Source organism: Mesorhizobium sp. M1338 (assembly GCF_040318045.1).
GTDB lineage: Bacteria > Pseudomonadota > Alphaproteobacteria > Rhizobiales > Rhizobiaceae > Mesorhizobium.
In genome coordinates this window covers 78961-98744 of sequence record NZ_JAMYLL010000019.1, presented here as the reverse complement: position 1 = coordinate 98744, position 19784 = coordinate 78961, and the positions used below count along the sequence as shown (strand labels likewise).

Sequence of the window (19784 nt, the reverse complement as noted above, 5' to 3'; positions counted from 1 at the left end):
AATGGTCATGGCAGGGCTCCGAATCATGGGAACCCAATGGAATCAGATCAGCCGCAACCCCAAAAGCGCGTTAACCCGAGTTCGTTGCCCTGCGGCGCCAACCTCGACATTTGCCCGGTGAGGGCAACTGTGCTACACATCCAGGCATGGTGCTGATTCGCGCCAGTGACCCGCCGCAAGGCGGTTTTTTGTTGCCGTCGCATGCCTAGGCGATCAGGGCAAAACCCATCGCTTCGTCATCCACGGGCGGAGCAAGGAGCGTAGCGACGCGGCGCAGACCCGAGGATCCATGCCGCGACCTCCGAGCGCTGCCGCGGTGCAGAAGTTCGTGTGATGTCGGCGGGACAGCACCCCCCTCTGTCCTGCCGGACATCTCCCCCGCAAGGAGGGAGATTGGACTTCATGACTGCTTTCGCCAATCCCCAACGTCGAAAAGAAGGCGCCGTCGAAGCAAACTGCTGATCTCCCTCCTTGCGGGGGAGATGTCCGGCAGGACAGAGGGAGGTCCGCCGACATCGGGCAAGTCCTTCCCCGCAAGCGACAGGTTATAGCATGGGTCCTCGGGTCTTCGCTCCCGCTCCGCCCGTGGATGACGAAGTTGGTGAGGCTTCGGCCAATCTCGAATGTCTCCACCCGCTCTGAGCCCGCGAAGGGCAAGCCGCCGCCACCCCCATCGCCCCTCCGATCGATCAAAACCACTTGTCCGCCCGCAAAATCCATGCCCCGCGCTGGCTATGCGCCGCCACCTCTGCTTATCGTCCCGCCCAGCACCAGAGCAGGAGCCAGCACCATGAGCACCGTCCCGAAAACGCCCGAGCAGCCGGCGGAGAACGACAGCGGCGGCGAATATTTCGAGGCGCCGACCACCGGGCAGCTCGAGGCCGACCAGACCTCGGACGAGCATCTCGAAACGCCCGACGTGCCGGATTCGGAGCCATCCGCTCCGGGCGCCCACCGCGGCAAGCCGAAGAAAAAACCATCGGCGATATCGGGCCGGAAATTCCGCAAGCGCGATCTGGTGCGCATCGACACGCTGCGCCCGAGCCTCGCCGACCGCATCCGCTCCGATCATCCGGACCTGCCGGCCGGCGCCCGCATCACCCGCGCCGAGCTCGGCCGCTACCGTATGCGCTACATGGAGGAGCTGCTCCAGCAGGAACACGGCGAATTCTCCGAGCTCGACCGCCAGGTGGTCGAATCGATCGCCAGGCAGGACACGATTTCCGAAAACTCGGAGGAGGAGTTCGAGGAGCACCGGACGTTCGCCGACCGCGTCTCCGACAACATGGCCTCCTTCGGCGGCAGCTGGTGGTTCCTGATCTCGTTCGGCAGCGTGCTTCTGGTGTGGATCGGCATCAACCTGTTCGCGGGCATGGCGGGCGCTTTCGATCCCTACCCCTTCATCCTCTTGAACCTGCTGCTCTCCTGCATTGCCGCCATCCAGGCGCCGATCATCATGATGAGCCAGAGGCGGCAGGAGTCCAAGGACCGCCTGCGCTCCTTCAACGACTACCGCGTCAACCTCAAGGCCGAGCTGGAAGTGCGCCATCTGCACGAAAAACTCGACTACCTCATCTCGCGCCAATGGACCCGCCTGGCCGAAATGCAGCAGATGCAGCTAGACGCCATGCACGAACTGACCGGCGCCAGGAAGCCGAAGCGGGCGGTGCGTCGGCGACGGGCGGTGAAGAGTGAGGCGGGGCAGTGAGGGGTGGGCGCGGTGCGGGGTGATGACGGCCAGTCAGCCATGACGGGCGGCGGTCGCCGACAAAGGGTCCGGATGTTTCGCCAGCGGCTGCTCCAACTGGACATTGAGCTGGAAATTCAAGACAGTCTGCGCCACGCAATTATTGGGTGGGCACTTTTTTGAGCGATATTAAACTGTTTCAATTCAACCAAGGGCAGATTCACGAACTAGCTGGCTCTGCCATACAGGTCGAAAAATCGCTTCAGCATATCTTTGAGGCGAACCTTGAGGCGCTATTAGGCGTTCGATTTCTAGCGAGCGAGCACTCAACTGGGCCAGTCCACGGTGGCCGCATCGACACGTTGGGGCTCGATGAAGACAATTGTCCCGTGATCATTGAGTATAAGCGCGCGGTGAACGAGAACGTCATCAATCAGGGTCTATTTTACCTCGATTGGCTTCTCGATCATCGAAAGGAATTTCAATGGCTGGCCATGGAAAAGCTCGGTCCCGAAGCTGCCAAGAATGTCGATTTCTCGGCTCCAAGGCTGCTCTGTATCGCCGGCGATTTTACCCGCTATGACCAGCATGCGGTAAAGCAGATCGCCCGGAACATTGAGTTGATAAGATATCGGCAGTTTGGTGAATCTCTGCTCATGCTAGAACTCGTTCACGCACCGAAGTTGGCCAAGGTAAACACATTTTCAGCCGCACCCGCCGTAACTAGCACTGCCGGCGGGGCCGCCGTGGCCACCCCGAACGAAGATCTGGAAGACCCTTATGCCACATACCGTATGGCGTATCGCCTGTCGCAAGCGAGCCCCGCTTTGCGCGATCTCCATGACGCCATCCGTGACTTTCTCATCGGTCTTGGAGACGACGTTCAGGTCAAGGAGCTAAAGTTGTATACAGCGTTCAAGCGCATAAAGAACTTCGCCTGCCTTGAGGTCTACCCTCAGCCGAAGGTTGCTGTTGTTTACCTCAAGCTAGACCCACGGACAATCACGGTTGAGGAGGGCTTCACCCGTGATGTGACGAAAATTGGCCACTACGGAACCGGCAATCTGCAAGTTTCAATCAGGTCAATGGCTGATTTCCAGAAGGCGCAGCCGTTGTTCATGAGAGCGTATGAAGGATCGTGATTGGTGCTCTCGCCTTTGATTCTGTGCACCAGCCCTTTTGATTTCGCACAACTCACTTGGCCGTTGAAGCCCGCGACGGGTTCCGCTAAGAAGCCATGGCTGGCCGGTTTACCGGCTGGTTCGTTTTCCGGATCGCCGGTCCTGAAAGCACCCGTAGCTCAGCTGGATAGAGCGCTGCCCTCCGAAGGCAGAGGTCACAGGTTCGAATCCTGTCGGGTGCGCCATTGTGCAGGCCGGCTTCCTGCAGCGCTTCGTAGCAGCCGATCGCGGTGCGGTCGTTCTGGCAGAAGATGGCGGTGGGCTTATCCTTCAGCGCCAGGAACTTGACGGTCGCGGCATAGCCCGCTCTGGCCGACCAGCCTATGGACCGCGGCTCGCTGCAATTTCACGCGTCGATTACCACTTCCGCCCGTTCACTCAGACGCTATGCTGCTGACCATGATACCAAAGCCGCGAGGTTCGTTCATGATGAAGCAAAGTCAGCACCATGAGCGGATGACCATTCGCGGCCACCTCCAACCCGCGTCCTTCGTGCCTTGGATCATGCGCCATGCGGCCAAGCTAGGTCTCGCGCACCATGTCGCTCACGCAAGTGCCGATCGCATCGAACTCGATATTAGCGGTGCGGGAGAACTGATCGATATGATGGAGATGGGATGTTCGCTCGGGCCCATCGACGTCTGGGTCGAGACGATCGACCGCGCGCCTGTCGAGCAAAAAACACATGGCTTTGCGTGTGGTTACCGGCCGTTTGCACTTAATTTGATCAATATTGCAATTGCGAAATAATTATGCATACCTCAGCCCATCGAGCGGTTCGCCAACTCCTTTCGCTGGCATCCCTGGTCGGCAAACAGTGGTATCAGTACGGAAAGTAAGGTCATGCTGTCCGACAAGACGGACACCTGGGTGCCGGTCGCCCTTTCCCAGGATCTGCCAGCAGGACAGGCAATGCCGGCGTGGACGCCCGCCGGTCCCATTGCCCTCTGGCGAAGCCAATCGGGGTGCTTGGCGGCATCGGCGGATCGCTGTCCGCATCGCGGCATGCGCCTCTCCCATGGCTTCGTGCGCGGCGAGGCGCTTTCCTGCATCTATCACGGCTGGAGCTATTCGCAGGCCGGTCGGTGTCTGCGCATTCCCGCCCATCCCAATCTCACGCCGCCGGAGACGATTCGCGTTGCGACCCGGTCGGTCGAAGAGGCAGGCGGCATCGTCTGGGTCGCCGATGGAGAGCCCGACGGCAAGCCACCCCTTTTTGAAGGTTACGTCCCGCTCCGTTCGTTGACGGCCCGTGCCGGACATTCGGCGCTCTCTGCCGCTGCCGGTACGAAGGCTGCCGTTGAAGGATTCGCCTGGCAGGCGCCCGGCGCGCCGGCAATCCGCCTGCTGCCCATACCGGAGGAAACCGGCGAGACGCTGATCCACGTCCTTGTTCCAGCCGATTGCGGTGTGTCCGAGCGCATCGCCGCCTCGCGAGCCGCCGAGAGCCTTCGGCGCATGGCCGAACGGATCGAAGCGGAAGGGGCTGCGTCATGATCGACGATGCGATGCGCGACGAATGGTATCCGGTCGGGCTTTTCAGCCGGCTCGACCGTGATGGGCGCGAGACCACCCTGATGGGCGAACCGATCAAGGTTGCGCTCGACACCGATGGCGCGGCGAAAGTGACAGGCGAAAACGGGCGCGTGCTGCCGGTTTCGGTGCGCTATGGCCATATCTGGTCGTCGCTCGGCGAACCCAGGAAAGCGGTCTTTCCGATTCCCGAGGCGGACCAGCCCGGGCGCCGCTTCGTCGATGTCGGTGTGGTGCGGGTGCGCTGCTCGCCGCTCCGCGCCGTCGAGAACTTCCTCGACATCGCACACTTCCCCTTCGTCCATACCGACATCCTCGGCTCGGAGCCGCATACCGAGGTCGAAAACTACAAGGTCGAGATCCGCGAGGACGAGGACGAGGTCTGGGCAACCCAGGTGAAGTTCTACCAGCCGCAGGCGGCGAAATCAGCGAGCGGGGGTATCACGACGGAATATATGTACCGCGTGCCGGCTCCGACCTGCTCGGTCCTTTACAAGACCTGCCCGCCGCGCCCGGGCGAATGGGATGTCATTGCGCTGTTCGTCCAGCCGCTTGCCGAGGATCTCTGCGACGTCTGGCCGTGGATGGCGCTCTTCGACGACGAGACGCCACTGACCGACCTCATCCATTTCCAGCAGACGATTTTCCTGCAGGACCGCTCGATCCTCGAAAACCAGATCCCGCGGCTTCTGCCGCTCGATCCCGGCATGGAAATCCCGACGCGCGCGGACCTGACCTCGGTCGCCTATCGCCGCTGGCTGAAACGCCACAATTATACCTACGGCGCGCAGCTGGTGGCACAATGAGGCTTTACGACTACGTCCTCTCCCCAAGTTGCTACAAGGTGCGCCTGATGGCGGCGCTGTCGGGCGTGAAGCTCGAGATCCGTCCGGTCGACTTCCATCCCGGCGCCGAGCATCGCGGCCCAGAGCTTATGGCGCTCAACCCGGGTGGTTCCATCCCGATCCTTGAAGACGGCGACCTGATCCTGACCGAGTCTTCCGCCATGCTTGGCTATCTCGCCGCGAAGGCAGCACCGGCCTGGCTCGGCAGCGGCGCCCCCGAGGAGACGGCGCGCATCCAGCAATGGCTTTCCTTCTCGCACAGGCTGACCGCCAGCCTCGGCGGCGCGCGCCTGCATGAGATGCTGCTGCGCCCCGGTGACATCGGTGCGCTTCAGGCCAATGGCATGGCGGCACTGCGTGAACTGGAAGCCGGCCTCTTCGAACAAAAAATGCGTGGCGATCGGTTTCTCGCGTCCGACCGGCCGACGATTGCCGACATTGCCTGCTTTCCCTATGTCGCGCTCGCGCCCGACGGGGGCGTTTCCCTCGACCCGTATCCCACGATCCGGCTCTGGTCGCGAGCGCTCCGCAGCCTCGACAACTTCATCGAGATGCCCGGTATCCACCGGCTGCACGAGTTGAAGCCCGAACCGCGACCATGCCCGGACGAGGCGTGAGATGACCGGCTATCTCCTGAAAAATTGCGCAGCGGTCATCACCGACGAGGGCAAGGGTCCGAGCGTCCGGCGCAATGTCGATATACTGACGAATGGGCCGCGGATCGAGGCGATCGGGGAAGGCCTGCACGGAGGCAAGCTGCCGGCCGGTACCATCGTGCGGGACGCCGACGGCTGGTTCGTCTATCCCGGCCTCGTCAACACGCACCATCATTTCTTTCAGTGCTTCGTGCGCAACCGTGCCGAGCTCGACTGGACGAAGCTGTCGGTCATCGAATGGCTCGACCGGATCTATCCCATCTTCTCCCGGCTCAACGAGGATTGTTTCTACCACGCCTCGATCACGGCGATGGCGGAGATGATCAAGCACGGTTGCACCACGGCCTTCGACCACCAGTACAATTTTCCACGCCATGCCGGAAAGCGGCTCATCGACCGGCAGTTCGAAGCGGCCGATCTTCTCGGCATGCGGTTCCACGCAGGGCGCGGCGGCAACACGCTGCCGAAGTCGGAAGGCTCGACCATTCCGGACGAGATGCTGGAGACCACGGACGAATTCATCGCCGACTGCGCACGCCTCACCGACACTTATCACGACACCAGCCCCTTCAGCATGCGCCAGGTCGTCGTCGCTCCCTGCCAGCCGGTCAACTGCTACCGCGAGACCTTCGTGGAATCGGTTTCGCTGGCGCGTGATCGCGGGTTGCGGATGCACACCCATGTCGGCGAGGGCGAAAGCCCGGTCATCGAGGCCCGCCACGGCATGCGCACGGTGGACTATCTCGAGGAACTCGGATTTGCCGGCCAGGACACTTTCTATGCCCATTGCTGGGAGCTGACGCATGATGAACTGCGGGTGATGGCGGCGAGCGGCACCGGTGTTTCGCATTGTCCGGAGCCGGTCTATCTGGTGGGTGCGCAGGTGACCGATATTCCCGCCATGTCCGCCTTCGGCCTGCGCGTCGGTCTCGGCTGCGACGGCGCTGCCTCGAACGACAATTCCAACCTCATGCACTGCATCCATTCCGCCTACATGCTGCAATGCCTGGCGGCCTCGACGCGCGCTCATCCGGTGCCCGCGCCGGCCGATTTCCTCGGCTATGCGACATCGGGCGGCGCCGCGCTTCTGGGCCGCAAGGACATCGGCCGACTGTCGTCAGGCATGGCCGCCGATCTCTTCGCGATCGACACGCGCCGCATGGATTATGTCGGCACGCGCCACGATCCGTTGAGCCTGATTGCCAAGGTCGGCATCGGCATGCCCACCGACATGACCATGATCAACGGCCGCATCGTCTGGGAAAAGGGTGCGTTTGCCGGGCTGGACGAGGCCCGGCTTGCCGCGGACGCGGAAGCCGCTCTTGCCGCGGTGGAATTCTGACAACTTAAAAAAGGGGAACTGACATGCTGAACTATCTGACCCGCAGAACTCTGATGAAGGGCCTTGCCGCGACGGGGCTTGCCGGCACCCTTGGCGGCCGTCCCGCCTTCGCGGCCGACGAGCCGCTCGGTATCACGCTCGTGCTCCCGTCGCCGGTCGGCGATGTCGGCTGGGGCCACGCGCTCGCCGCCGGCCTCGAGCCGGTCAAGGCCGCATATGGCGACAAGGTGAAGATCACCGTCATCGAGAACATCGCCGAGGGGCCGGACGCCGACCGGATCATGAACAAGACCGTCGCCGACGGTAACAAGTTCCTGATCGCCGGCTCATTCGGCTACCAGAATGGCGCACTGCAGATCGCCCGCCGCGATCCCGGGGTCACTGTGCTGCATGCCTCCGGCTTCCAGACCGCGCCGAATTTCTCGCCCTTCGCGGCGAAGTATTTCCAGGGCACTTACCTGCTCGGCATGGCCGCCGCGGCTCTTTCCAAGACCGGCAAGCTGGGCTCGGTCTCGGCCTTCGCCATTCCGGAGCTGATCACCTCGATCAACGCATTTACGCTCGGCGCGCAGACCGTGAATCCCGCTGTCGAGGTATCGGTCGTCTGGGTGAACTCCTGGTTCGACCCAGCCAAGGAACAGGAAGCAGCCAAGGCGCTGATGGCACAGAACTGCGACGTGATCTTCTCGAACGCGCAGGATACGCCCTCGGTCATCTCGGCCTGCGAGGAGGCTGGCGTCTACGCGTTCAACCTCAATTCGTCGATGAAGAAATACGCGCCGAAGAAATATCTCGGCTGCATCGCGACGGACTGGTCGCCCTTCTTCAAGGCTTCCGTGGATGCCCATATCGCCGGAACGTTCAAGGGCGCCAACGCCTTCCTCGGCGTCGCCGAAAAGGTGGTGGAGGTCGCGGACTGGAACTCGGATGTCCCAGCCGACACGATGACGAAGATCAAGGAGGTGGCGGCGAAGATCGCCGACGGCAGCTTCTCGCCCTTCACAGGCCCGATCACCAAGGCCGACGGCAGCGAAGCCGCCGCCGCCGGTGCGGCGATGGCGGATGCCGAGATCGTCGCGATGGACTGGCACGTCAAGGGTGTCACCACACCGCTGCCGAAGTAAGTCATGAGCCCGCCCCTTCTGTCGCTGCGCGGCATATCGAAGAGCTACGGCCAGATCCGGGCCAACCAGGCCATCGATCTGGACGTGGCGCCCCAATCGATCCATGCGATTCTGGGGGAGAATGGGGCGGGCAAATCGACGCTGATGAAACTCATCTATGGCGTCGAGCAGCCGGACGACGGCACCGTCGTCTGGAACGGAGAACCCCTGAGCCTTGCCTCGCCGGCCGAGGCACGGCGCAGGGGCATCGGCATGGTCTTTCAGCACTTCTCGCTGTTCGAGACGCTGACTGTTGTCGAGAACATCCAGCTCGTCGTGCCCGGCAGCAAGGCGGAGCTGGCGGGGCGCATCCGCAGCCTCGGCCAAGATTTTGGCCTTGAAGTAGATCCTCTCGCCGATGTGCACGCGCTCTCGGTCGGCGAGCGGCAGCGGGTGGAGATCATCCGCTGCCTGATGACGGACCCGAAGCTGCTCATTCTCGACGAGCCGACCTCGGTGCTGCCGCCGCAGGCGGTGAAGAAGCTGTTCGACACGCTCAGGCGGCTTCGCGGCCGCGGCGTGTCCATCCTCTTCATCTCCCACAAGCTGGAGGAAATTCGCACGATCTGCGACCACGCGACCATCCTGCGTGGAGGGCGCGTTATCGGCACCGTCGACCCGCGCGACCATGATGCGCACGACCTCGCCCGCATGATGATCGGCCGCGACATGCCGGAGGTGATGCCGGCGTTGGCCATGCCCGAGGGGGAGAAGCGGCTGGAAATAATCGGTATGGACTACACGCCGGATGACCCTTTTGCCACGCCGCTCTCCGGCATCAGCCTCACGGTACGATCAGGCGAGATCCTCGGCATAGCCGGAATATCGGGCAACGGCCAAGGCGAACTTGCCGCGCTCATCTCGGGCGAAGCGATGCTGAAGGAACAGCGCGACCGGATCTACATGATGGGCCGCGACGTAGGCACACTCGATGCGGCCGCGCGCCGGAGACTCGGGTTCGCCTTCGTGCCCGAGGACCGGCTCGGACGCGGCGCGGTCCCTGAAATGTCGCTCGTACTCAACACCGTTCTTACCGCCCATCCTTTCGATCTCGTGAGGCGCGGCCTCATCGACGACGCCGGAGCGACGGCTTTCACCAGCGAATGCATCCGCCGGTACGACGTCCGCACTTCCGGCCCGGCTGCCGAAGCTGGTTCGCTGTCCGGCGGCAATCTGCAGAAATTCATCGTCGGTCGCGAGATGATGCTCTCGCCAAAACTGCTCTTCGTGGCGCAGCCGACCTGGGGTGTGGACATCGGCGCTGCGTCCGCCATCAGAAGGCGGCTCATTGCGTTGCGCAACGAGGGCATGGCGATCCTCGTCATTTCCGAGGAACTCGAGGAACTTTTCGAACTCTGCGATTTCATCCAGGTGCTGCATCATGGAATGCTGAGCCCGCCTCTGGTAACGCGGGATACACGCCCCGAAGACATCGGCCGATACATGATCGGCGCACATGCCTCGCCAGAGAAGGTTCCTGCATGAATGTTCGGACCGCGACGTTCCTCCCCGCGCTCGTCCGCCGGGAGCATGTCTCGCTCGTCGCGGCCATGCTGGCCCCGGTTGCCGCGCTTGGCATGGCGATCATCCTCAATCTGGGCCTTTATGTGCTGATAGGCCGAGATCCGGCGACCGTGCTGTACGCGATGCTTCTCGAGCCGTTCCTCTCCTGGGCATCGTTCGCGGAGGTGCTGCTCAAGGCGGGGCCTCTTCTTCTCATCGCGCAGGGGCTGGCGATCGGTTTCCGCGCAAAAGTGTTCAACATCGGCGCGGAGGGCCAGTTCATCCTGGGCGCTATTTTCGCCTCGGCGATCCCCGTCTGGTTTCCGCAGGCGAGCGGGCAGTGGATCTGGCCGCTGATGCTGCTTCTCGGTGCCGTCGGAGGTGCGCTTTGGGCATCTATCACCGCCTTCTGGCGGGTCCGGCTCAATGCGAACGAGATCCTGGTCTCCCTGATGCTGAGCCTCGTTGCGGCGCAAGTCCTCAACTACCTGCTGCTCGGCCCCTGGAAAGACCCGGCCGGCTTCAATTTCCCACAATCCGTGATGTTTCAGAACGACGCGATGGTGCCGACCCTGATCGCCGGTACCCGCGTCAACGTCTCGCTGCTCATCACGCTCGCGCTCTCGCTGGCGGCCTGGGTTTTCATGCAGCGAAGTTTCATGGGTTATAAGCTCAAGGTCGGCGGCCTTGCCCCACGCGCGGCCGGTTACGCCGGCTTCAGCGAAGCGCGTGCGATTTGGCTGTCGCTTCTGATCGGCGGCTTCGTGGCGGGACTGGCAGGCGCCGCGGAAGTCGCGGGGCCGCTCGGCCAATTGCAGCGCTCGATCTCGACCGGCTACGGCTATGCGGCCATCATCGTCGCCTATCTCGGCGGCTTGCATCCGATCGGCATCATCTTTTCCGCGCTCTTTATGGCTGTCCTCTACATCGGCGGCGACAATGCGATGGTGTCGGCAAACTTGCCGATCGCCGCCGTCCGCGTCTTCCAAGGCAGCTTGCTGCTTGCCTACCTCGTCGCTGTCGCCTTCGTGCGCTACCGCATCGAGTGGCGCTTCCCCCATCACCGGAGCCAGCCATGAACGCCGTCGAGTTCATTATTTCGGGCATGCTGGCAGCCGCAACACCCTTTCTCCTTGCCGCACTCGGCGAACTGGTGGTCGAGCGCGCCGGCGTCCTTAACCTCGGCGTGGAGGGCCTGATGGCCCTCGGCGCCGTGCTCGCGTTCATCGTCGTCTACCACGGCGGTGGACACCTGCTGGGCTTCGTCGGCGCTGGCCTCGGCAGCGCCATCCTGTCCCTCGTCTTTGCAGTGCTGGCACTCGGCTTCCGGGCAAACCAGGTCGCCACAGGCCTTGCGATCGGCATCCTCGGCCAGGGCCTTTCGGCGCTGTTCGGCAAAAGCTACGAGAGCCTGACGGTCAAGGGGCTCCCGAAACTTGCCTTTCCCGGCCTCTCGGAAATCCCGGTAATCGGCAGACTGTTTGTCGAAGACATCGTCGTATGGCTTTCCCTTGTCGTGACGTTCGCGATCTGGGCGGTGTTTGCCTATACGAGGGTCGGCCTTGTCGTGAGGGCAATCGGCGAGAATCCCAAGGCTGCCCACGCCATCGGCTATCCGGTCATCGCTATCCGTGTCGCGGCGATAGCCTTTGGTGGCATGATGGCGGGTTTTGCCGGCGCCTATGCGGCGGCGGTATACACGCCCCTTTGGGCGGACGGCATGATAGCCGGACGTGGCTGGATCGCGATCGCACTCGTCGTCTTTGGTACCTGGCTCGCCGGCCGCATCTTCCTGGGTGCCTGCCTCTTCGGCGCGGTTTCGCTGATGAGCCTCGCCGCCCAGGCGACCGGTCTGGACGTGTCGTCGCAACTGCTTTCCAGTCTTCCCTATCTCGTTACGATCGTCGTGCTCGGTGTCATCTCGGCGGACCGCCGCCGCCTGCTCAGGCTGAACGGCGTCGCCTCGCTCGGCGAACCCTTCGAACACTAGTCACGAGGCAATGTGATCTGCGCAACGAAAGCGGCGCGGTCCATAGCGGCTCAAAATTGACTAGCTCAAAGCTGTCTACCAGCCTTGCCGGCCATACCATTCGTCGATATCTCGGCGTACGCGATCCTTCGCCAAGCCGTAGCGTTCCTGAATCTTGCCTTCGAGCTGATCGCGCTTGCCGGCGATGCGGTCTAGATCATCATCAGTGAGCTTGCCCCACTGTTCCTTGACCTTGCCTTTAACCTGCTTCCAATTTCCTTCGACGCGGTTCCAGTCCATGGTGGCGAACTCCTTCGTTTCTCTGGTGGAAAAACGGTCGTATGACCGTGGGGTTCCGCTACAACGCCGAACAAGCGACAGCCGCGATTTGGAAGCCGATTTTCGTTTCGATCAAACAGCCTCGATGGAACATTAGCAGTCCCTAAAGGTTGATACGTGCGGCAGGTGGTGCCCTCCATCGCCTGCTGAAGATTGGGGCGACAGCCCCAATCGGCCCGCGCTCTCCGCCAGAGGCGCGGGCTTTATAAATTGACCAAGGGAATAAACCGGCCAAGCGAAGCGATGACCGACAAGCCCTACGTCGTCACGTGTTCGAGAAGCCGCATTGGCGGACCGCGAGGCAGCTGAACAACGATTAATCCGGCGGCGATGCGATCTCTCCTATCACGCCCCCACCACAGCCCGCACGCTCTCCCGCTCCACCAGCGGGCACTCCAGCTTGGTGATCGGATACCGTCCCCGCCCGGGCGCCGCCGGCGCTTCCAGCTGTTCTATCGCCCATTGGCCCATCGCCATGTGCGGCAGGATCGAGGTCGTCAGCGGCGGGAACAGATGCCTGGCGATTTCCTCGTCGTCGTAGCCAACGACGGAAATATCCCCAGGGATGCGCAGGCCGGCTTCCTTCAGCGCTTCGTAGCAGCCGATCGCGGTACGGTCGTTCTGGCAGAAGATGGCGGTCGGGCGGTCCCTCAGCGCCAAGAGCTTAACGGTCGCGGCATAGCCCGCGCTGGCCGACCAGTCGCCCTCGACCACCAGTTCCGGATCGAACGGGATGTCGGCGGTGGCGAGCGCGCGGCGGTAGCCTTTCAGCCGGTCTTGTGCTGCCTGCATCCACGGCTCGCCGGTGATAGTGGCGATGCGGCGGTGGCCGTGGCTGATCAGATGGCGGGTGGAGCTCTGGCCGCCGGCGATCTCGCTCGGCACCACGGCCGGGAAGGCGTAGTCCGCCGTGTAGCAATTGAGCAGGATCACCGGAATGTCGAGGCCGTAGAGATAGTCGGGCGCGGTGATCTCGCGGGTGAAGATGGTCATGTAGATCAGCGCCGAAATGCCCCGCTTGGTGAGTGCGGCGATGGCGCGCGGCTCCATGACGGAATCGCCAAGCGTCTGCGCCACCAGAAGCACGTTGCCGGCATTCCACGAGGCCTGCCGCGCGCCCTCGATGGCGACGACGGCTTCCGGGCTGGTGGCGAGCTGGTCGACGGCGAAGCCGATCACCCCGTCCAGCCCTTCAAAGGCGGGAAGCGGCGGGTGAAGTGCCGAAAAGGCGGGCGCGGCATAGCCAAGGGTCCGCGCGGCCTCGATCACCCGTTCGCGGGTCTGCTGCGACAGCTTGATGCCGGGCGAATTGTTGAGCACGAAGGAAACGGTCGCCTGCGAGCAGCCGGCGGCCCTGGCGATGTCGGTCATGGTGACGCGACCCCTGGCGCTCTTCGCCGGCGCCTTGCGGCGCCTCACCGTGTCGATGGCCGGATCCGTGGTTTCGCTCATGTCACTCCTCCAGCCTGTCTAGCGGCCGCCCGTCAGGCCGGCAAGATGGCGTGACGTTGTCGATTTATAGAGATCGTCGCGCGGATTTATATCTATTAGTAGCTTCAAGGTCTATCCATCCGGCATCTCCACACAGCCCGAAGGTCAAACGGCATAAGACATAGGCGTTGGCGCAGCCGAGGCGGAGGCTCGCCGGCGGATGTGCCGCGAAGCGCAAGCATACCCAGGGATATCGCCTCAGAACTAATACTGTTTACTAATACAAAAATGCGCTGTACCGTCAATCTGTCGCGTCCGGGTCGGTTGGGCTCGAGGCGGCGGGAGTACGAGAAATGGCCCGATGGCGAGCGGATCTTAACCCCGCAAGCCTTGTCTCGGATATGTGATATGTCTGACAAATCGGACTATTTACGAACGAAGGATGAGTCTCTAAGGTCCGCATCGTGGCTGGACCGGCGCCATTCTTTCGGTGCCGGGAACCCTTTGAGGAGGAGGGCGTCCAAGCTGCAAACGGCAAAATCAGGTCAGTGCAAGATCGGTCAGTCGCACGACTGAACCAAACGGGAGGTTGAACATGAAATCCTTGATACGAAATGCATCCGTAGCCACCGCGGCGCTGTTGCTCGGCCTGTCGGCCACGGCAATCGCGCGCGCCGACGACAAGCCGACGCTGGCCTTCGTCGTCAACGGCGCTTCCGATTTCTGGAAGGCCGCCGAAGCCGGCGTCAAGAAGGCGCAAGGCGAACTGCCTGACTACAATCTCGAACTCAAATATCCCGAACAGTCCTCGGTGGCCATCCAGCAGCGGCTGATGGACGATCTGGTGACCGCGGGCGTCAAGGGCATCATGGTCTCGGCCGTCGATCCCAAGACCTCGACCGACGGGCTTAACAAGATCGCCTCGGAAACGGCGCTGTTCACCACCGACAGCGACGCTCCGCAGACCAAGCGCGTCGCCTATATCGGCTCGTCCAACGTCGATGCCGGCAAGCAGGCGGCCGAAATCGCCAAGAAGGCGATGCCCGATGGCGGCAAGTGCCTCGGCTTCGTCGGCCTGCTCGGCGCCGACAATGCCAAGGAGCGCATCCAGGGCATGAAGGACGGTCTGGCCGGCACCAAGATCGAGCTGATCGACGTGCGTGGCGACGACATCGACCAGGCGCGCGCCAAGAAGAATGTCGAGGACGCGCTGGTTGCCAGCCCCGACGTCACCTGCATGGTCGGCTTCTACTCCTACAACACGCCGCGCATCTACGAAGCGCTGCGCGACGCCGGCAAGCTCGGCTCGATCACGGTGGTCGGCTTCGATGACGATCCGATCACGCTGGGCGGCGTCAAGGAAGGCACCGTTGCCGCAACCGTCGTGCAGCAGCCCTTCGAATGGGCCTATCAGGGCATGAAGCTGATGGCTGCCTATCTCAAGGGCGACAAGTCGGGCATCCCGGAAGGTGGCCTCATCATCGTCCCCACCAAGATCATCGGCAAGGACGATGTCGACGCCTATGCCGCCAACCTGAAGGCGATGTCTGGAAACTGATCGTCGTTAGCGCTGCCCCCATCCGCCTCCGGCTCCCTCTCCCTCTCCCCCTCTCTATACGGGGAGAGGGTGAGGGTGAGGGGTAGCGCGACGCCTCGCTTTTTATTGACGGGTTCGATCAGGCCAGTCAGTCTGTGAGCCCGCCAACTGCTGTCAGGCATGATGAACTATTCCGACACATCCATCGCCACGACCACCCCGTTCCTCAGCCTCGAGAACGTGCGCAAGACCTATCCGGGCGTCGTCGCGCTCGACGGCTTCTCCATGGAGGTCAGGCCGGGCGAGGTCATCGGCCTCGTCGGCGAAAACGGCGCCGGCAAATCGACACTGATGAAGATACTCGGCGGCGTCACCACGCCGGACAACGGCACGATCACCGTCGACGGCATCGCCCACAATAGCCTGACCGTCGAAGCCAGCCTGGGCTCGGGCATCGCCTTCGTCCACCAGGAACTCAATCTGTTCGACAATCTCGATGTCGCCGCCAACATCTTCTTCGGCCGCGAGCCGTTGCGCGCCGGGCCGCTCAGGCTTGTCGACCGCGCAAAACTGCGCACCATGGTGGCGCCGCTGCTGAAGCGCGTCGGCGCCAATTTTTCCGCCGACACACCGGTCGCCGCTCTGTCGCTGGCGCAGCAGCAGATGGTCGAGATCGCCAAGGCGCTGTCGATCGAGGCAAGGCTGGTCATCCTCGACGAGCCGACATCGAGCCTGCCGCTCGCCGAAACCGACAAATTGCTCGACGTCATCAAGGCGCTGAAGGCCGACGGCATCAGCGTCATCTTTATTTCGCACCGCCTGCACGAGGTCGAGCGCGTCGCCGACCGCGTCGTCGTGCTGCGCGACGGCATGCTGGCCGGCACCTTGCCGAAGAGCGACATCGGCCATGACCAGATGGTCAAGCTGATGATCGGCCGCATGCTGAAGGAGCGCGAAAAGGCCTCCGAGGCCGCGCGCGCGCCCGGCGCCACAGCGCTTTCGGCCAAGGCCATCCGCACGCCAGCCTATCCCGGCCGGCCGGTCGATCTCGACGTCAGGCGCGGCGAAATCCTCGGCCTTGCCGGCCTTGTCGGCTCCGGCCGCACCGAACTGGCGCGGGTTTTCTTCGGCATCGACTCAAGTCTTGGCGGCGCGCTCGAGCTCGACGGCAAGCCGCTTGTGCTCGGCTCGGCGGCCGACGCCGTCGCGCATGGCATCTTCCTGGTGCCGGAGGACCGCAAGCTGACCGGCATCCTGCTCGACCTGTCGATCGCCCAGAATATTTCGCTGCCCAATCTGCCGGCGCATGCGCGACGCTCCCTGGTGTCCGCAAGCGCCGAGACCGCCACCGCCGAGAAACAAAAGAAAGATCTCGGCATCAAGGCGCCGTCGGTGCAAACGCGCACCGGAACGCTGTCGGGCGGCAACCAGCAGAAGGTCGTGCTCGGCAAATGGCTGGCCATGAATCCGAAAGTGATGATCCTCGACGAGCCAACGCGCGGCATCGACATCGGCGCCAAGGCGGAAATCTACGGGCTGATGCGCGCTCTCGCCGATGCCGGCGTCGCCGTGCTGATGATCTCCTCAGACATGGAAGAGGTGATCGGCGTGTCCGACCGCATCGCCGTCATGCATGAGGGCCAGATCTCGGGCATTCTCGACAAGGACCGGTTCAGCCAGGAAAACGTGCTGCTGCTGGCGGTGGGTAAGCAGCCGAAATAGGTTTTTGCCGGGGTCTCGCGCAAGCGCGATCTGCTCAGGCATTGGGGAGAAAACGATGAGCAAGAAAGATCTCGGCCTGCTGATCCTGATCCTGGTGGTCGGCGCCATCGTGGCGATCATCAATCCGCGCTTCCTGTTGCCGATCAACCTCGCCAACACCTCGAACCTGATCGGCCTGTTCGGCATCCTGTCGATCGGCCAGGCCTTCGTCATCATCACCGGCGGCATCGAACTGTCGGTCGGCTCGGTGGTTGCGCTGCTGGGAACGTTGTTCATCGACTTCATCGCCGTGCGCGAGGTGGCGTGGCCACTGGCCTTCGTGCTGATCCTCTTTCTTGGCGCCATCATCGGCCTGGTGCATGGCTGGCTGATCACAAGGCTCAAGCTGCAGCCGTTCGTCGTCACGCTGTGCGGTCTTCTGATCTACCGCGGCGTCGCCCGCTTCTACACCGCCGACGGCACCGCCGGCTTCGCCTTCGGCCAGAATTTTCCCGAGCTCGAATTCCTCACCGCCGGGCGCTCCTATGGCGTGCCGAACAGCTTCATCGCGCTCATCGTCATCGCCATCGTCATGTGGGTGGTGCTGCACCGCTCGGTCTTCGGCCGCTATCTCTACGCCATCGGCAAGAACGAGGAGGCGGCGAAATATTCGGGCATCCGCACCGGCCGCGTCGTCATGGCCGCCTATGTCATCTGCGGCGTGCTGACGGCACTGTCGGCGATCTATTTCGCCATGTACACGCGCTCGATCTCGCCGGCCAGCCACGGCCAGTTCTACGAACTCTACGCCATCGCGGCCGCCGTGCTCGGCGGCTTCTCGCTGCGCGGCGGCGAAGGCTCGCTGATCGGCGTCATCCTCGGCACGGTGCTGCTGCAGGAGCTGCAGAACCTCGTCAACCTGCTCGGCATCCCGTCCTCGCTCAACTTCGCGGTGATGGGCGGCGTCATTCTCATCGGCGTGCTGGTCGACCAGCAATGGGGCGTATTCCGGGAACGGCGGCTGATGGTCGACGCCACCCGCAAAAGCGCCGCCGGTGCGGCCGCGGAATAGGCCGGGCTCGAAGCAGGTTAGATCAGCCCCAACATATCGGAAAGGGCCATCGCCTTGCGCAGTACCTCGGCGAAGCGCTCGCCGGCCGCGTCGCGCGGGCCGCTATTGTCGATCGAGGTGACGCCAGGGCCGGACAGAGTGACATTGGCGCTGCGCGCCAGCCGCGCCAGCACTTCGCCGCGCGATTCCCGCCCCCGCATCGCCAGCCGCTCTGCCAGCACGTCGGGCGAGGCGGTGATCTCGACGACAGCCAGGTTGGCATAGCGTTCGCGCAGCACCGGGATGATCGCGCGCGACACATTGGCGACGGCCACGCGGCCATTGGCGACGCACCAGTCGACATCGGCCGGGATGCCATAGCGCAAGCCATGCGCCTCCCAGGAAATGGCGAAGGCGCCATCGGCTTCGGCTTCGACGAAGGCGGCATCGGCGAGCGTGTCGTGGTCTTCGCTGGCGGCATCGCTCGGCCTGGTGATGACGCGGCGGACGAACTCCAGCCTTGTCTCCTCGGCAAAGCAGGCGCGGGCGTAGCCGATCACCGTGTCCTTGCCGGCGCCGCTTGGGCCGACCACGGCGACGAAGACGCCATCGCGGATCGGAAACGTCTCGGCCGACAATTCACGCTCGATCGATGCCGACACCATCATGCCACCCGGCGCCCCTGGCGCCAGACCGTGCGTACGACCGGAACATGGTCGTCGACGCGCACGCGCACCAGATCAGCGCGGCGGCCCTGCTCGATGACGCCGCGGTCGGTCAGGCCAATTGCTTCGGCTGGATTTTTCGAGACCATCGCGACCGCCTGCGGCAATGAAATGCCGTCGACGACGTCTCCGAGGAAGAACGCCGACTGGATCAGACTGAAAGGGATATAGTCGGACGACAGGATGTCGAGCAGGCCGTCGCTGGCCAGAGTGCGGGCCGAGACATTGCCCGAATGCGAGGCGCCGCGCATGACGTTGGGCGCACCCATCAGCACGCCGAGGCCAGCCTCTTTCGAGGCCCTCGCGGCCTCCTCCGTTGTCGGGAACTCGGCGACGCGCACGCCCTGTTCGATCGCTTCGCCGACATGGCCAAGGGTGGCGTCGTCATGGCTGGCCAGCACGATGCCGCGCTCATGGCAGGCGGCGGCGATCACCGCCCGGTTCGGTACCGAATTGCGCGCCGATTCTCCCATCCGCTTTTCGCAGAACAGTTTGAAGTCGCGATCGGTCAGCTTCAGCTTGCGCTGGTAATAGTAGGCATAGGTTTCGAGGTTGACGAACTGGCGCTGGCCGGGCGCATGATCCATCAGCGATGCCAGCTTGACCCGCTCGTCGCCATCGAAATTGGCGAATGCCTTGAGGCAGTCCGGCGCCGAAACCTCGCAGCGCAGATGGATGAAGTGGTCGGCCCGCAGACGATCCTGCTGCACACTGTCCTCGATCGCATCGGCCAATTTGCGGATGTCGGTCGATGTCAGGTCGGCGTCCTCGTCCATGCCGACGCGCAAGGCGTCGAGCACTGTGGTGATGCCGGCGGTCGCCACTTGCGCGTCATGGGCGAGCACGGCGGCGATCGGGTTCCAGCGCACCTTCGGCCGCGGCGCGTAGTGGCCTTCGAGATGATCCGTATGGAGTTCGACCAGCCCGGGAATGATGTAGTCGCCGCCCATATCCTCGCCGGCCATGCTCCCACTGGTATGGCAGGCGCCGGCGTCGATGCCGGCGATAAAGCCGTCGCGCAGCACCAGCGAACCCTCGACGATCTCGTCGGCAAGGACGATGCGGGCGTTGTGGAGAACAGTCTCGACGGTCATTTCAGGCAGTCCTTGGTTAGTCCAGCT

Annotated in this window: 18 protein-coding genes, 1 tRNA gene and 1 pseudogene; 15 read left to right on the top strand and 5 right to left on the bottom strand. The window is 63.2% G+C overall.

The features are described 5' to 3' along the window. Window positions 1-790: 790 nt before the first annotated feature. From NKH19_RS18420 to NKH19_RS18410, 3 genes are all read left to right on the top strand, one after another. The gene (locus NKH19_RS18420) at window positions 791-1708 is read left to right on the top strand and encodes a DUF1003 domain-containing protein (protein WP_352872881.1); all 918 of its coding nucleotides are present in this window, start codon (window positions 791-793) and stop codon (window positions 1706-1708) included. Window positions 1709-1866: 158 nt separating this feature from the next. Beyond that, window positions 1867-2829, top strand: coding sequence for a DUF5655 domain-containing protein (locus NKH19_RS18415; protein ID WP_352872880.1), 963 nt, complete (start codon window positions 1867-1869; stop codon window positions 2827-2829). Window positions 2830-2976: 147 nt separating this feature from the next. Next, window positions 2977-3053: transfer RNA gene (locus tag NKH19_RS18410), tRNA-Arg, on the top strand. Here the strand turns inward: NKH19_RS18410 and NKH19_RS18405 are convergent. Beyond that, window positions 3047-3193: pseudogene (locus tag NKH19_RS18405) on the bottom strand (substrate-binding domain-containing protein); the annotation flags it as partial. The gene NKH19_RS18410 and the pseudogene NKH19_RS18405 sit on opposite strands and share 7 nt — an antisense overlap. Window positions 3194-3294: 101 nt before the next feature. On the opposite strand from NKH19_RS18405, the gene NKH19_RS18400 reads away from it, so the two are divergent. From NKH19_RS18400 to NKH19_RS18360, 9 genes are all read left to right on the top strand, one after another. Continuing rightward, window positions 3295-3618 carry an acylphosphatase gene (locus NKH19_RS18400; RefSeq protein WP_352872879.1) on the top strand — a complete coding sequence of 108 codons (324 nt, stop codon included), beginning with the start codon at window positions 3295-3297 and terminating at the stop codon, window positions 3616-3618. Window positions 3619-3711: 93 nt separating this feature from the next. Further along, entirely contained in the window at window positions 3712-4365 is a 654-nt protein-coding gene (locus NKH19_RS18395; RefSeq protein ID WP_352872878.1) for a Rieske 2Fe-2S domain-containing protein, read from the top strand. Then, on the top strand, window positions 4362-5207 hold the full coding sequence (locus tag NKH19_RS18390) for an aromatic ring-hydroxylating dioxygenase subunit alpha (protein ID WP_352872877.1): 846 nt from the start codon (window positions 4362-4364) through the stop codon (window positions 5205-5207). The genes NKH19_RS18395 and NKH19_RS18390 overlap by 4 nt, the downstream gene beginning before the upstream one ends. After that, complete coding sequence (locus NKH19_RS18385; RefSeq protein ID WP_352872876.1) at window positions 5204-5863, top strand: glutathione S-transferase family protein; 660 nt, start codon at window positions 5204-5206, stop codon at window positions 5861-5863. The genes NKH19_RS18390 and NKH19_RS18385 overlap by 4 nt, the downstream gene beginning before the upstream one ends. A gap of 1 nt (window position 5864) precedes the next feature. After that, window positions 5865-7244 carry an amidohydrolase gene (locus NKH19_RS18380; RefSeq protein WP_352872875.1) on the top strand — a complete coding sequence of 460 codons (1380 nt, stop codon included), beginning with the start codon at window positions 5865-5867 and terminating at the stop codon, window positions 7242-7244. Between the two features lie 26 nt (window positions 7245-7270). Further along, window positions 7271-8368 carry a BMP family ABC transporter substrate-binding protein gene (locus tag NKH19_RS18375; RefSeq protein ID WP_352872918.1) on the top strand — a complete coding sequence of 366 codons (1098 nt, stop codon included), beginning with the start codon at window positions 7271-7273 and terminating at the stop codon, window positions 8366-8368. Between the two features lie 3 nt (window positions 8369-8371). After that, window positions 8372-9892: an ABC transporter ATP-binding protein gene (locus NKH19_RS18370; RefSeq protein ID WP_352982587.1), complete on the top strand. Its 1521-nt coding sequence runs from the start codon at window positions 8372-8374 to the stop codon at window positions 9890-9892. Then, entirely contained in the window at window positions 9889-10989 is a 1101-nt protein-coding gene (locus tag NKH19_RS18365; protein WP_352872872.1) for an ABC transporter permease, read from the top strand. The genes NKH19_RS18370 and NKH19_RS18365 overlap by 4 nt, the downstream gene beginning before the upstream one ends. Next, entirely contained in the window at window positions 10986-11900 is a 915-nt protein-coding gene (locus NKH19_RS18360) for an ABC transporter permease (protein WP_352982584.1), read from the top strand. Before NKH19_RS18365 ends, NKH19_RS18360 begins: the two co-directional genes overlap by 4 nt. A 75-nt stretch (window positions 11901-11975) precedes the next feature. Here NKH19_RS18360 and NKH19_RS18355 read toward each other — a convergent pair whose 3' ends face one another. Continuing rightward, a complete protein-coding gene (locus NKH19_RS18355; RefSeq protein WP_352601557.1) occupies window positions 11976-12179 on the bottom strand; it encodes a CsbD family protein in 204 nt (67 codons plus the stop codon). A 384-nt stretch (window positions 12180-12563) separates the two neighbouring features. Continuing rightward, window positions 12564-13670 carry a LacI family DNA-binding transcriptional regulator gene (locus NKH19_RS18350; RefSeq protein ID WP_352872870.1) on the bottom strand — a complete coding sequence of 369 codons (1107 nt, stop codon included), beginning with the start codon at window positions 13668-13670 and terminating at the stop codon, window positions 12564-12566. Window positions 13671-14244: 574 nt separating this feature from the next. Here NKH19_RS18350 and NKH19_RS18345 point away from each other — a divergent pair. The 3 genes from NKH19_RS18345 to NKH19_RS18335 all read left to right on the top strand — a co-directional run bounded on the left by NKH19_RS18345 (window position 14245) and on the right by NKH19_RS18335 (window position 17959). After that, complete coding sequence (locus NKH19_RS18345; protein ID WP_352872868.1) at window positions 14245-15207, top strand: sugar-binding protein; 963 nt, start codon at window positions 14245-14247, stop codon at window positions 15205-15207. A 162-nt stretch (window positions 15208-15369) separates the two neighbouring features. Further along, a complete protein-coding gene (locus tag NKH19_RS18340) occupies window positions 15370-16908 on the top strand; it encodes a sugar ABC transporter ATP-binding protein (RefSeq protein ID WP_352870678.1) in 1539 nt (512 codons plus the stop codon). A gap of 55 nt (window positions 16909-16963) precedes the next feature. After that, on the top strand, window positions 16964-17959 hold the full coding sequence (locus NKH19_RS18335; protein ID WP_352870606.1) for an ABC transporter permease: 996 nt from the start codon (window positions 16964-16966) through the stop codon (window positions 17957-17959). Between the two features lie 17 nt (window positions 17960-17976). Here NKH19_RS18335 and phnN read toward each other — a convergent pair whose 3' ends face one another. Both phnN and NKH19_RS18325 read right to left on the bottom strand, forming a co-directional pair. Next, entirely contained in the window at window positions 17977-18606 is a 630-nt protein-coding gene (gene phnN / locus NKH19_RS18330) for a phosphonate metabolism protein/1,5-bisphosphokinase (PRPP-forming) PhnN (protein WP_352870607.1), read from the bottom strand. Further along, entirely contained in the window at window positions 18603-19757 is a 1155-nt protein-coding gene (locus NKH19_RS18325; protein WP_352870608.1) for an alpha-D-ribose 1-methylphosphonate 5-triphosphate diphosphatase, read from the bottom strand. Before NKH19_RS18325 ends, phnN begins: the two co-directional genes overlap by 4 nt. Between the last annotated feature and the right edge of the window lie 27 nt (window positions 19758-19784).

What these genes read in the sequence shown, in the direction of transcription:
- NKH19_RS18420 (WP_352872881.1), top strand. Translation starts at nt 791, where the DNA reads ATGAGCACCGTCCCGAAAACGCCCGAGCAGCCGGCGGAGAACGACAGC.
- NKH19_RS18400 (WP_352872879.1), top strand. Translation starts at nt 3,295, where the DNA reads ATGATGAAGCAAAGTCAGCACCATGAGCGGATGACCATTCGCGGCCAC.
- NKH19_RS18395 (WP_352872878.1), top strand. Translation starts at nt 3,712, where the DNA reads ATGCTGTCCGACAAGACGGACACCTGGGTGCCGGTCGCCCTTTCCCAG.
- NKH19_RS18390 (WP_352872877.1), top strand. Translation starts at nt 4,362, where the DNA reads ATGATCGACGATGCGATGCGCGACGAATGGTATCCGGTCGGGCTTTTC.
- NKH19_RS18385 (WP_352872876.1), top strand. Translation starts at nt 5,204, where the DNA reads ATGAGGCTTTACGACTACGTCCTCTCCCCAAGTTGCTACAAGGTGCGC.
- NKH19_RS18380 (WP_352872875.1), top strand. Translation starts at nt 5,865, where the DNA reads ATGACCGGCTATCTCCTGAAAAATTGCGCAGCGGTCATCACCGACGAG.
- NKH19_RS18370 (WP_352982587.1), top strand. Translation starts at nt 8,372, where the DNA reads ATGAGCCCGCCCCTTCTGTCGCTGCGCGGCATATCGAAGAGCTACGGC.
- NKH19_RS18365 (WP_352872872.1), top strand. Translation starts at nt 9,889, where the DNA reads ATGAATGTTCGGACCGCGACGTTCCTCCCCGCGCTCGTCCGCCGGGAG.
- NKH19_RS18360 (WP_352982584.1), top strand. Translation starts at nt 10,986, where the DNA reads ATGAACGCCGTCGAGTTCATTATTTCGGGCATGCTGGCAGCCGCAACA.
- NKH19_RS18355 (WP_352601557.1), bottom strand. Translation starts at nt 12,179, where the DNA reads ATGGACTGGAACCGCGTCGAAGGAAATTGGAAGCAGGTTAAAGGCAAG.
- NKH19_RS18350 (WP_352872870.1), bottom strand. Translation starts at nt 13,670, where the DNA reads ATGAGCGAAACCACGGATCCGGCCATCGACACGGTGAGGCGCCGCAAG.
- NKH19_RS18345 (WP_352872868.1), top strand. Translation starts at nt 14,245, where the DNA reads ATGAAATCCTTGATACGAAATGCATCCGTAGCCACCGCGGCGCTGTTG.
- NKH19_RS18340 (WP_352870678.1), top strand. Translation starts at nt 15,370, where the DNA reads ATGAACTATTCCGACACATCCATCGCCACGACCACCCCGTTCCTCAGC.
- NKH19_RS18335 (WP_352870606.1), top strand. Translation starts at nt 16,964, where the DNA reads ATGAGCAAGAAAGATCTCGGCCTGCTGATCCTGATCCTGGTGGTCGGC.
- phnN (WP_352870607.1), bottom strand. Translation starts at nt 18,606, where the DNA reads ATGATGGTGTCGGCATCGATCGAGCGTGAATTGTCGGCCGAGACGTTT.
- NKH19_RS18325 (WP_352870608.1), bottom strand. Translation starts at nt 19,757, where the DNA reads ATGACCGTCGAGACTGTTCTCCACAACGCCCGCATCGTCCTTGCCGAC.